Annotated in this window: 13 protein-coding genes; 4 read left to right on the top strand and 9 right to left on the bottom strand. The window is 70.8% G+C overall.

Annotation, left to right across the window (positions count from 1 at the left end):
- Positions 1-107 precede the first annotated feature (107 nt).
- The 4 genes from ACSBPH_RS11260 to ACSBPH_RS11245 are packed head-to-tail and all read right to left on the bottom strand — an operon-like array spanning position 108 to position 2,215.
- Positions 108-500: a fluoride efflux transporter FluC gene (locus ACSBPH_RS11260; RefSeq protein WP_442574427.1), complete on the bottom strand. Its 393-nt coding sequence runs from the start codon at positions 498-500 to the stop codon at positions 108-110.
- Entirely contained in the window at positions 497-928 is a 432-nt protein-coding gene (locus ACSBPH_RS11255) for a fluoride efflux transporter FluC (RefSeq protein WP_442574426.1), read from the bottom strand. Before ACSBPH_RS11255 ends, ACSBPH_RS11260 begins: the two co-directional genes overlap by 4 nt.
- Before the next feature lie 47 nt (positions 929-975).
- On the bottom strand, positions 976-1,938 hold the full coding sequence (locus ACSBPH_RS11250; RefSeq protein WP_442574425.1) for a DNA topoisomerase IB: 963 nt from the start codon (positions 1,936-1,938) through the stop codon (positions 976-978).
- A 7-nt stretch (positions 1,939-1,945) separates the two neighbouring features.
- Positions 1,946-2,215 (bottom strand): DUF7218 family protein, encoded by a 270-nt coding sequence (locus tag ACSBPH_RS11245; RefSeq protein WP_442574424.1) that lies wholly within the window; start codon positions 2,213-2,215, stop codon positions 1,946-1,948.
- Positions 2,216-2,522: 307 nt separating this feature from the next.
- On the opposite strand from ACSBPH_RS11245, the gene ACSBPH_RS11240 reads away from it, so the two are divergent.
- Positions 2,523-2,690, top strand: coding sequence for a hypothetical protein (locus ACSBPH_RS11240; protein ID WP_200830270.1), 168 nt, complete (start codon positions 2,523-2,525; stop codon positions 2,688-2,690).
- A gap of 207 nt (positions 2,691-2,897) precedes the next feature.
- On the opposite strand, the gene ACSBPH_RS11235 is transcribed toward ACSBPH_RS11240, so the two are convergent.
- The gene (locus ACSBPH_RS11235) at positions 2,898-3,656 is read right to left on the bottom strand and encodes a MerR family transcriptional regulator (protein ID WP_442574423.1); all 759 of its coding nucleotides are present in this window, start codon (positions 3,654-3,656) and stop codon (positions 2,898-2,900) included.
- A 153-nt stretch (positions 3,657-3,809) separates the two neighbouring features.
- Here ACSBPH_RS11235 and ACSBPH_RS11230 point away from each other — a divergent pair, with 153 nt between their 5' ends.
- Complete coding sequence (locus tag ACSBPH_RS11230) at positions 3,810-4,733, top strand: DUF4097 family beta strand repeat-containing protein (protein WP_442574422.1); 924 nt, start codon at positions 3,810-3,812, stop codon at positions 4,731-4,733.
- Positions 4,733-5,353 carry a PadR family transcriptional regulator gene (locus ACSBPH_RS11225; protein ID WP_442574421.1) on the top strand — a complete coding sequence of 207 codons (621 nt, stop codon included), beginning with the start codon at positions 4,733-4,735 and terminating at the stop codon, positions 5,351-5,353. The genes ACSBPH_RS11230 and ACSBPH_RS11225 overlap by 1 nt, the downstream gene beginning before the upstream one ends.
- A gap of 141 nt (positions 5,354-5,494) precedes the next feature.
- Here the strand turns inward: ACSBPH_RS11225 and ACSBPH_RS11220 are convergent, their stop codons facing one another.
- Positions 5,495-6,034 carry a universal stress protein gene (locus ACSBPH_RS11220; protein WP_442574420.1) on the bottom strand — a complete coding sequence of 180 codons (540 nt, stop codon included), beginning with the start codon at positions 6,032-6,034 and terminating at the stop codon, positions 5,495-5,497.
- A 166-nt stretch (positions 6,035-6,200) separates the two neighbouring features.
- On the opposite strand from ACSBPH_RS11220, the gene ACSBPH_RS11215 reads away from it, so the two are divergent.
- The gene (locus ACSBPH_RS11215; protein WP_133541248.1) at positions 6,201-6,377 is read left to right on the top strand and encodes a DUF3073 domain-containing protein; all 177 of its coding nucleotides are present in this window, start codon (positions 6,201-6,203) and stop codon (positions 6,375-6,377) included.
- A gap of 48 nt (positions 6,378-6,425) precedes the next feature.
- On the opposite strand, the gene ACSBPH_RS11210 is transcribed toward ACSBPH_RS11215, so the two are convergent.
- The 3 genes from ACSBPH_RS11210 to purM are packed head-to-tail and all read right to left on the bottom strand — an operon-like array spanning position 6,426 to position 10,206.
- A complete protein-coding gene (locus ACSBPH_RS11210; protein ID WP_442574419.1) occupies positions 6,426-7,661 on the bottom strand; it encodes an MFS transporter in 1,236 nt (411 codons plus the stop codon).
- Positions 7,662-7,698: 37 nt separating this feature from the next.
- Positions 7,699-9,159 carry an amidophosphoribosyltransferase gene (gene purF, locus ACSBPH_RS11205; RefSeq protein ID WP_442574418.1) on the bottom strand — a complete coding sequence of 487 codons (1,461 nt, stop codon included), beginning with the start codon at positions 9,157-9,159 and terminating at the stop codon, positions 7,699-7,701.
- Positions 9,160-9,165: 6 nt separating this feature from the next.
- Complete coding sequence (gene purM / locus ACSBPH_RS11200; RefSeq protein ID WP_442577294.1) at positions 9,166-10,206, bottom strand: phosphoribosylformylglycinamidine cyclo-ligase; 1,041 nt, start codon at positions 10,204-10,206, stop codon at positions 9,166-9,168.
- Positions 10,207-10,453: the final 247 nt, after the last annotated feature.

Here is a 10,453-nt window from a genome sequence, read left to right as displayed (position 1 = left end):
ACCACCCGAGGGCCGAGCGACGCGGCCGATACGCTGATGTATCGAGCCTCAGTATCGCATGGCGGATTGCGCGGTCCGGCCTCGGGACGCGTCCTCTGAGGGAGCGCTCAGGCAGGGATCCATCCCGCGACGACACGGCCGATCCCGATGCCGACGGCGGCCCCCGCGACGCACAGGCCGAGGGTTCCGAGGAGGTTCATCCACGCCCAGTCGCGCCGCCGGCGCTGGCCGAGCAGCACCGTCTCGGTGGAGACCGTGCTGAAGGTCGTGTAGCCCCCGAGCATCCCGACACCGAGGATCGTCACCCACTCGCCGCCGAGCACGGGCGCGAGTCCCGTCACGAGTCCCAGGGCGAGCGAGCCGGTGACGTTGACGACGAGGATGCCGAGGGGGAACGCGCCCCTCCGCCCGTGCATGACGAGCACGTCGACGGCGTACCGCAGCCCCGCCCCGAGGCCGCCCATCCCGGCGGTGGCCAGAAACAGCATCCACGTGCTCATTCCGCCGCCTCCGGAGGCTCGATCTCACCCGGGACGTCCATGATCGTGCGGCCGATCCGCAGGCCCACCGCGGCCGCGAGCGCGCCGGCGAAGATCGAGACGACGGCCAGCAGCAGACCCACGACCGGCGCGTCGCCGGTCAGCTGCGCGACCTGCACGGCGAAGGCGCTGTAGGTCGTGAACCCGCCGAGCACCCCCGTGCCGAGGAAGGCCCGCAGCCGCGGACGGCGGTCGTCGAGCCAGCCGACGACGATCCCGAGCGCGAGAGAGCCGACGACGTTGACCGCCAGCGTGACGGCCGGCACCAGCATCTTGTCGGGGACGTCCGCCAACGGGACGACGAGCAGTGCGCGGAGGGCCACTCCAATGGCGCCGCCTGCCACGACGACGAGGAGGACGAGAGGGGACAGTGCCGCGCGCCTCGCCATGCGCCCACTCTACGAACGGCGCGACGGGCCGCCGGGATCCTCGCCGGTCAGGAGCCGAGGAGCTTGCGGATGGCCGACTCGGGCGAGACGTCGAGGTCGAGCAGTCGGCCCCGGCCGTACGCCGTGAAGACGCGAGGGTCGATGTAACTCGAGCGGGCGACCGACGGCGTGTTGCCGAGCGCTTCGGCCGTCGCGCGCACGGCCAGCAGCTCCGCCCGCTTGCGGTCGCGCTCGGTGTCGACGGTGCCGATCCGGGCGAGAGCGTCCGCCGCGAGGATCGTGCCGCGGAGCGTCCGGAAGTCCTTGGCCGTGAACCGCTCCCCCGTGAGGGTGCGGATGTGGTCGTTGACCTCGCTGGGCGAGAGCGTCGCCTGCCGGCGTCCGCGGCGGTACCAGAGCAGGTGCGCGGCGGGCCGCCCCACCCGCAGCTCGTCGATGACGGGGGCGAGCTCGCCGTCCTCGATCTCGATGTACGCCCGCTGCCCGCTCTTGGCGGGGAAGGAGAGGGTGACGACGGATGCCTCGACCGAGGCATCCCGTCTCATGAGCGTCGTGAGCCCCCGGCTGCCGTGACGCTCCAGGTAGCGCGCCGACCCGATGCGGGGCGCACCCTCGTCGAGGAGGCGGAACGACACCGCCAGCACCTTCTGGCGGTCCATGCCCTCGCTGCGCAGCGCGGTGGTGACCCGGCGCCTGGCCGAAGGCAGCGCCTGCGCGAGTTCGAGCGCCCGGGCGAACTTGCCCCTGTCGCGGCGCTCGCGCCAGCGCGGGTGATAGAGGTACTGGCGCCGGCCCGCGTCATCCGTACCCACCGCTTGGATGTGACCGAACGGATCTGCCGAGATCCAGACGTCGTCCCACGCCGGCGGGATGACGAGGTCGTGGATGCGCTCGCGGTCGTCGTCGTCGACGGCGGAGCCGTCGGCGGCGAGGTAGCGGAAGCCTGATCCCGCGCGCACGCGCCGGATGCCGGGGTCCTGACCCGGCCGCACACGGATCAGGCGTGCCATGGCGGGCTCAGTGGTTGCGGAGCATGTCGATGAGCTCCGCTTTCCGCTTGCCGGAGTAGCCCGTGATGCCGAGCTCCCTGGCGCGCTTGCGGAGGCGCTCGACGGTCCAGTCGTCGTAGTCTCCGGCCGAGCCGCCGCGATGGCCGACCTCGTCGCGACCGTCGCGCGCCGCAGCGTTGGAGATGCGGGCGGCCTTCTCCTTCGAGGCTCCGTCCTTGCGGAGCTCTTCGTACAGCTCCGGGTCTTTCAGACTGTTCGAGCCGCGTCCCTGAGGCATGGCGATCTCCTTCCCGAGTCCGTTGAGGGAACGCTATGCACTCGTGGGTCCCGTCGCGGGGGGATTGACACCGACGGTGTGGCCGATTAGCCGCCGGTCCGCTCTCTCCGGGCGCGCGTTCACGGGTGCGGAGCGCGGATTCCGGCCCGCAGGGCGCGTCTCCACGGGCGCGCCCCGCGGCTAGCACCGTGAATCCGGTCTCGTCAAGGGGCTCCCTGCGAACGCACAGACATGCCATCGTGTTCACATGCCCGACCAGGCATCCGCTCCCTCCGGGGCGGCATACACAGGAGAAGGAGCCCCCCGCATGAACCTGGCCCTGATCATCATCATTGTCATTGCGATCATCCTGGCGATCGTCGGCGGACTGAACTCCGCCCTCAGCTGGCTGCTGTGGGTCGCGATCATCGTCGGCATCATCGCCCTGATCGTCTTCCTGTTCCGACTCATCAGCGGTGGCCGGAACCGGGTGTAAAGACATCCCCCTGGTGGGCCCCGCGCTTCGGGCGCGCGGGGCCCACTGTCATGCTGACGCCGGCCGGCGGCCCAGGGGGGCGCCAGCCGGCCGGCGTCGCACGCGACAGCGTCGGCTCCGGCAGGGCGCACGCAGGAAGAGCGGATGCCTCGGCTCGAGGCATCCGCTCTTCCTTCGTGCACCGTGATCACGGCTGTCGCACCCTGATCACAGGTTCGCCTCGGCGTAGGTGCGCAGTGCATCGCGGACGAACTCGGCGCCCTGCGGGCTGCCGTAGTTCGCGCCGAACCGCGGATCGGCCACGTACATCTCGCCGAGGCCGATGACGTACGCCTTGACGTCGCCGCCGGCGGCCGCCGCCGGCGTGCCCGGGATGCCTGTCAGCCACTCCACGTGGCGACGCGCGAGGCTCTGCGCCTCGTCGCTGTCGGGAGCCAGGCCCGCCTCGGAGGCGGCGATCCAGTCGCGCCCGAGGGACGCGGCACGCTCCTTCCACGCGGACTTCTCCTCGTCGCTCAGGCCGCGCCACCACGAGTCGGAGCGCGCGTACGCGTCCTTTCCCCAGCGCTGTTCCACCTCGTCGCGGTACTGCGTGTGGTCGAAGCCGTCGAACATGTTCTCTGCCATCAGTCGTTCACCTCCCTTCATCGCCTCGATGGTCGACTCGACCGACGCGATCTGCCGGTCGAGCCGCTTCTGCTCCTCGCGCAGCCACGCGAGGTGACCCGCCAGAGCGGTCTGCGCCGAGGTGGGCCGCGCGAGCACCTCCGCGATCTGCGGCAGGGCGAGCCCGAGCTCGCGCAGCAGCAGGATGCGCTGGAGGCGCACGAGCGCCGCCTCGTCGTAGTGCCGATAGCCGTTGCGGCCGACGCTCGACGGCCTCAGCAGGCCGATGTCGTCGTAGTGGCGCAGCGTGCGGCTCGTCGTTCCGGCGAGCTTTGCGATCTGCTGGATCGACCATTCCATCGCGACCCCTCCTCTCTTCTTCTCGACGGTAAAGGTTGACGCCACGTCAAGGTCAACCCCGATCTTCGCCGGCACGCTTGACACGATCGCGATATATCGTGTTACTCTCTCACTCGCGATATATCGCGATCAGTTCTGAGAAGGAGAACCCCCATGACCCTCGAGAAGTGGATCATCCACCCGGGCGAGACGCGCGTCATCGACATCGAAGACGTGCGCAAGCTCAAGATCGGACTCGTCGGCGGTCAGATCGACGTCGTCGCCCATGACGAGCCGGGCGTGCGCATCGAGGTGCACGCCGTCACGATCAAAGATCTCCGCATCGAGGCGACCGGCGACGTGCTCGAGATCGATCACCCGCAGCTGCGCTGGGACAACTTCCTCGAGGTGTTCCGCAACTTCGGCGCGGGTGGGCCCAAGGCCGAGATCAGCGTCGCCGTGCCGCGCGAGATCGCTCTGAACCTCGGGGTCGTCACGGCGAGCGCACTCGTCTCGGGCATCCGCAGCGACGTCCGGCTCAACACCGTCTCGGGCGACATCATCGCCGACGGCATCACCGGCGACGCGTCGGTCAACGCCGTCTCGGGCGACGTGCAGATCCGCGAGCTCGCCGGAACCCTGAGCGCCAACAGCGTCTCGGGCGCCGTCGCGGCGACCGGATCGCTGCGCAAGGCGACGATCGACACGGTGTCGGGCGCCATCATGGTCGACTCCACCGGCGAGGTGCACTCCATCAGCCTCAACACGGTGGCCGGCAACACGACGGTCCGTCTCGACGAGGGCCTGCCCGCCAACTACGCCATCCGCAGCGTGAGCGGTCGCGTGCAGATCGACGGCGTCGTGCGCTCCCGTCAGGGCTCGTTCACGACCAACTACACCGGCTCGGTCGGCGAGCTGAGCGGCAGCTTCGCCGACGTCCGCGCGAACTCGGTCTCGGGCGACGTCACGGTGCTCCGTCGCACGGCGGTGCCGACGCCCGACGGCGGCGCGCAGGGCACTCAGGACGCGGGTCGCACCGACGACGGCAGCGGCTTCGGCGGCAGCGGCTTCGACGGACAGAGCGAGGGGGCCTGGTGATGCCCCCCGTCTTCTCTCACGGCGACCTGCGCCTCTACCTGCTGAACCTCCTCGACGAGGGCCCCCGCCATGGCTACGACATCATGCAGGCCCTGTCCGACCGCACCGGCGGCACCTACACGCCGAGCGCCGGCACGATCTACCCCCGCCTGGCGAAGCTCGAAGAAGAGGGTCTGGTCACCAAGACCGTCGACGGCCGCAAGACGATCTACCAGATCACCCCTGCCGGCCACGCCGAGGTCGAGGCGCGAGCCGGAGAACTCGAGGGCATCGAGGCGGGCCTCGCCGACTCCGTCCGTCTCATCGCGGACGAGGTGCGCGGCAGCGTCCAGGAGGCCATGAAGAGTCTTCGGGCCGACCTCGCGGCGGCGGCGCAGGAAGAGCGCGCCGGCACGCGGACGGCGACGGATGCCTCGTCCCCCGCCGACGATCCGCGCGTGGAGAGCCGCGAGCAGCTGCATCGCGCCGACGCGGCGGTCGCGGAGTTCCGAGCCCGGGTCCGCAGCGACCTGCGCACTCACGTCGCCCGCGGCGGGACGCTCGCCTCATCCATCGTCGACGACCTCGAGGCGGCACTGGACGGCGCCGCCCGCGCCGTCACCCGCGCTCTGCGCGGCTGATCCGAAAGGCCACACAGCCTTCACCCCCTCCGGCCCCCGAGTCGCGAAGGAGGACCGAGTGCCAGGCATCCCGACCGGCGCCCGGCATCCGGCCTCCCGACGACTCGGGGGCCGGTACCGTGCGCGGCGCGGCGGCGCGGATCAGGCGGGCCAGATCTCCTCGTCGTCGGGCACGGGCTCGCCGAGCGGCACGACGAGGATCGGCCGGTGCTGCCGATGCGCGAGCCGCGCGGCCACCGAGCCGGTGAAGAACTCGCGGATCGACTCGCCGAAGCCCCGCTTGCGCGTGCCCACGACGAGGAGCCGCGCGTCGACCTCTTCGGCGAGGTGCTTGATCGCGAGGGCCGGATCGCCGACGAGCTGCCGCACGCTCCAGTCGATGCCGTGGGAATCCAGCACGGCGCCTGCTTCGGCCCTGACGCGCTCGAGGTCGGCTTCGCCACCCCCGATGTTCATGTCGATGGGCGCCGAGTGCACGTAGCCGTCCGGGTCCTCGTAGGTGACGAACCGCGTCACGTCGACGTGGACGACCAGAAGCGGCGCACCCAGCACATTCGAGTAGCGCGCGGCTTCGCGCAGCACCCGGGGCGGTTCGCCCGGCGTGACGCCGACGATGACCGCGCCTCGCACGGCATCCGTCACTCCCGCATCTCCTGCGACCTCGGGTGCCTCGTCGGTCATCGGTGCATCGCCCTTTCCGCGCGGGTGTGGGAGCAGCCGGTGACCCGACGCTCCGTGTTATTCTGAATGCTACTCTTACCGGCTCCGCAGCCGGATCGTGATTGAGCGGGCGCGAGCCGCCGGTACGCCGCGCCCCGCCCGCAGCTCAGAAATGAGGGGGTCTCGCATGGGGCGTGGCCGTCAGAAGGCGAAGCACACCAAGATCGCTCGTGAGCTGAAGTCGTACAGCCCGAGCGTCAACTATGCTGCGCTCGAGCGTGAGCTGGGACACCCCGACGACGAGCAGTACGTCGACAAGTGGGCCGACCAGTACGCCGACGAGTACGAGGACGAGAAGGCCTGACCGCTTCGCGCGGCGCCATCACGACCGGGCCCGTCACGACCAGGCCCGTCACGACCAGGCCCCGTGCCGCCGCTCCCACTCGTCTTCGACCGAGTGCGGGCGAACGATGACGAAGCCGGCGGGCACCGCCGCGGCGACGACGATCCCGAGCACGATGAGCGGCGCCGTCCATCCGCCGGTCGCATCGTGCAGCAGCCCGATCCCCACCGGGAACACGGCCACGATCGCATAGCCGATGCTCTGGACGAATCCGCTGAGGGCGACGGATGCCTCGTGCGTCCGTGACCGCAGGCCCAGGAGCACGAGGGTCAGCGGGAAGAACAGCGGCGCGGTGCCCAGGAGCCCGACCCACAGCCACGTCGCGGCCGCCGGCGCGAAGAGCAGGCCCGCGATGCCCGCGAGACCGCTCAGCACCGCGACGGTGAACAGCGGCACGATCGCGTTGTACCGCGAGACGAGCACCGGCACGGCGAGGGAGGCGGGAAGCCCCATGAACGCGAAGAGCGACAGCAGTGCGCCGGCCTCGGCATTGGACACCCCCGCCGTCTGCACGAGGAGCGTCGGGAGCCACGCGAAGGATGTGTAGGCGAGCGTGCCCGACACGACGAAGATCACGGTGAGCGCCCAGACGAGGGGGAGCCGCCACATGCGCCCGAAGACGCGCGGGTTCGCCGTCTCGATGTCGACGTCTCCGCTGCGGCCGTGCTCGCGCACGAGGAGCGCGACCCACGGGATCGTCGCAAGGCCGGCGAACAGCGCCCACAGGCCGAGCGACACACGCCACCCCGCGGCATCGGCCACCGGCACGGCCAGGAGCGGCGGCAGGAAGGTCGACGCGGCCATCGTCGTCGAGTAGATCGTCGTCATGACGCCGATGCGATCGGGGAAGTGCTTCTTCACGAGCGGCGGCAGCAGCACGTTGCCCGCGCCGACGGCGGCGAAGATGATGGCCGTCGACGCGAGGAGCGTCAGGGAGTCGACCGACAGGCTCCGCGCCACGAGTCCGACGACGGCGACGGCCATCGCCGTCACCACGAGCCGCTCGAGCCCGAACCGGCGCTCGAGGACGGGCGTCAGCAGACCGGAGATCGCATAGCAGACCGGCGGCGCGGTGCCGATGAGCCCGACGACGAGCGCGGAGACGGCGAAGTCGCGCGCGACGTGGTCGAGGAGCGGCGAGAGCGAGGCGACGGCCGAGCGCAGCGAGAACGCGAAGAGGACGATGCCGATGAGGGCGAGGGCCCTGCCGCGCCAGAGCGGACGCGCGGGAGGGGTGGGGCTCACTCTGCGAGCCTAGGCGCTCGGGGCGCGGGCGTGCCGGTCAGGACTCCTGCGACCCCTCGACCCAGGCGAGGTACTCCTCCGAGACGGTGCCCGTGACGTAGCGGCCGTCGAAGCAGCTCATGTCGAGGTCGTCGATGTCGGAGCCTTCGAGGATCGCCGCTTTCAGGTCTTCGACCTCCTGGTACACGACGAAGTCGGCGCCGAGCTCCTCGGCGATCTGCGGGATCGTGCGGCCGTGCGCGACCAGCTCTTGGCGCGAGGGCATGTTGATGCCGTAGACGTGCGGGTACCGGACGGGCGGAGCGGCCGAGGCGAACGTGACGCTCTTGGCCCCGGCATCCCGAGCCATCTGGATGATCTCTTTCGACGTCGTCCCGCGCACGATCGAGTCGTCGATGAGGAGCACGTTCTTGCCCTTGAACTCCGTCGACATCGCGTTGAGCTTCTGGCGCACGCTCTTCTTGCGGATCGCCTGCCCCGGCATGATGAACGTCCGGCCGACGTAGCGGTTCTTGTAGAAGCCCTCGCGGTACTCGATGCCGAGCTTGCGGGCGACCTGCATGGCCGCGGGGCGCGCGGAGTCGGGGATGGGCATGACGACGTCGATGGCGTCCCGGGGCGTGTACTTGGCGATCGTGTCGGCGAGGCGCTCGCCCATGCGCAGGCGCGCTTCGTACACCGAGATGCCGTTCATGACGGAGTCCGGACGGGCGAGGTAGACGTACTCGAAGGAGCACGGCGCGAGAGTCGGGGAGGGCGCGCACTGGTGCGTGTGCAGGTTGCCGTCGAGGTCGATGAAGACCGCCTCGCCCGGATCGACGTCGCGCACGACCTCGAAGCCGCCGTTCTCGAGCACGAGCGACTCGGAGGCGACGATCCACTCGTAGCCGCCGGCGTCGGCCGGGCGCGTGCCGATGATGAGGGGACGGATGCCGAACGGATCGCGGAACGCGAGGAGCCCGTAGCCGGCGAGCAGCGCGATGGCGGCGTACGACCCTTCGACCCGCTCGTGCACGCGCGTGACGGCGTCGAACACCTGCGCCGGATCAAGCCGGAGGCCCGTGATCGAGGCCTGCAGCTCGTTGGCGAGCACGTTGACGAGCAGCTCCGTGTCGGAGCTCGTGTTGAGGTGGCGGCGGTCTTTGTGGAAGAGCTCGTCCGTCAGCTCGCGCGTGTTGGTGAGGTTGCCGTTGTGCACGAGGACGATGCCGTAGGGCGCGTTGACGTAGAAGGGCTGCGCCTCTTCCTCGCTCGAGGCCGTGCCCTTCGTCGCGTAGCGCACGTGTCCGAGGCCGATGTCGCCGAGCAGCGTGCGCATGTCGCGCGTGCGGAACGCCTCGCGCACCTGCCCGCGCTGCTTGGTCATGTGGAACACGCCGTTGCGCTCCGCCGTGGCGATGCCCGTCGAGTCCTGCCCGCGGTGCTGCAGCAGGAGGAGGGCGTCGTAGATCTCCTGGTTGACCGACCCCTGGCCCACCATCCCGACGATTCCGCACATGGGGTGTTACTTCGCTCCGTCTTGGTAGGTGCCGACGAGGCGAACGGCCCCGCCGTCGACGCCCTTGGCGCCCTGCTCGAACGCGCCCTCGGGCCGCGCTCCGTCGTTGACCACGCCGACCTGCCAGGTCTGGACGCCGGCCCGCGAGAGGAAGGATGCCGCGGCCTCCGCCTTGTCGGCGGAGACGACCGCGAGGAAGCCGATGCCGAGGTTCCAGGTGCCTTCGGTCTGCTCCAGCGAGAGGTCGCCGAGATCGGCGAGCACGCGGAAGACCGGCGGCGGCGACCAGGTCGAGCGGTCGAGCTCGACCCAGGTCTGCTGCGGAAGGACACGGGCGAGGTTGGCCGCGATGCCGCCGCCCGTCACATGGCTGAGCGAGTGGACGGCGACGCCGGTCTCCTCGATGAGCCGCAGGAGCGGGGTCGTGTAGAGGCGTGTCGGCTCGAGGAGGGTCTCGCCCCACGTCGTGCCGAAGTCGGCCGCGTGAGCGCCGTACTGGATGCCTGCGCCGGCGACGATGTGGCGGACGAGGCTGTAGCCGTTGGAGTGCAGCCCGCTCGAGGCGAGGGCGAGCACGACGTCGCCCGCGCGCACGCGGTCGGCCCCGAGCACGCCGTCGGCCTCGACGACGCCGGTCGCGGCGCCCGCGACGTCGTAGTCGTTGGGGCCGAGGAGGCCCGGGTGCTCGGCCGTCTCGCCGCCCACGAGGGCCGTGCCCGTCTCGGCGCAGCCGTCGGCGATGCCACGGACGATGTCGGCGATGCGCTGCGGGAAGACCTTGCCGCACGCGATGTAGTCGGTCATGAAGAGGGGCTTGGCCCCCACCACGACGATGTCGTCGACGACCATGCCGACGAGGTCGCGGCCGATCGTGTCGTGCTTGTCGATGGCCTGCGCGATCGCGACCTTCGTGCCGACGCCGTCGGTGCTGGTCGCCAGGAGCGGCGAGCGGTAGGAGTGCAGGAAGGAGGCGTCGTAGAGGCCCGCGAAGCCGCCGACCCCTCCGAGCACTTCGGGGCCCTGCGTGCGGCGCACGGCGGACTTCATGAGCTCGACCGCCAGATCGCCCGCAGCCGTATCGACCCCTGCCGCGGCGTAGGGGTTGGAAGAGGGGGCGTGTGCGGATTCGGCGGGGGCGCCCGTCAGGGGCGCATCGTCGGTGGGAGATGCCACGCCCCCAGCCTACCGGCGGCGCACCCGCCCGGACGCCGGGCCCCGCACCCGCCCGGACGCCCGGCCGCGCACCCGCCCGGACGCCGGGCCCCGGCATCCGCCCCTCGTCCTTCCCGCCCGC

The sequence above is a fragment of the Microbacterium sp. F51-2R genome, assembly GCF_052180235.1.
Taxonomy (GTDB): Bacteria; Actinomycetota; Actinomycetes; order Actinomycetales; family Microbacteriaceae; genus Microbacterium.
This window is presented reverse-complemented; position numbering and strand designations above follow the sequence as displayed.

Coding starts and splice junctions, on each gene's coding strand:
- ACSBPH_RS11245 (WP_442574424.1), bottom strand. CDS start 2,215: ATGCCTCAGGGACGCGGCTCGAACAGTCTGAAAGACCCGGAGCTGTAC.
- ACSBPH_RS11240 (WP_200830270.1), top strand. CDS start 2,523: ATGAACCTGGCCCTGATCATCATCATTGTCATTGCGATCATCCTGGCG.
- ACSBPH_RS11255 (WP_442574426.1), bottom strand. CDS start 928: ATGGCGAGGCGCGCGGCACTGTCCCCTCTCGTCCTCCTCGTCGTCGTG.
- ACSBPH_RS11220 (WP_442574420.1), bottom strand. CDS start 6,034: ATGACCGACGAGGCACCCGAGGTCGCAGGAGATGCGGGAGTGACGGAT.
- ACSBPH_RS11260 (WP_442574427.1), bottom strand. CDS start 500: ATGAGCACGTGGATGCTGTTTCTGGCCACCGCCGGGATGGGCGGCCTC.
- ACSBPH_RS11230 (WP_442574422.1), top strand. CDS start 3,810: ATGACCCTCGAGAAGTGGATCATCCACCCGGGCGAGACGCGCGTCATC.
- ACSBPH_RS11225 (WP_442574421.1), top strand. CDS start 4,733: ATGCCCCCCGTCTTCTCTCACGGCGACCTGCGCCTCTACCTGCTGAAC.
- purF (WP_442574418.1), bottom strand. CDS start 9,159: ATGTGCGGAATCGTCGGGATGGTGGGCCAGGGGTCGGTCAACCAGGAG.
- ACSBPH_RS11235 (WP_442574423.1), bottom strand. CDS start 3,656: ATGGAATGGTCGATCCAGCAGATCGCAAAGCTCGCCGGAACGACGAGC.
- ACSBPH_RS11250 (WP_442574425.1), bottom strand. CDS start 1,938: ATGGCACGCCTGATCCGTGTGCGGCCGGGTCAGGACCCCGGCATCCGG.
- purM (WP_442577294.1), bottom strand. CDS start 10,206: ATGAAGTCCGCCGTGCGCCGCACGCAGGGCCCCGAAGTGCTCGGAGGG.
- ACSBPH_RS11215 (WP_133541248.1), top strand. CDS start 6,201: ATGGGGCGTGGCCGTCAGAAGGCGAAGCACACCAAGATCGCTCGTGAG.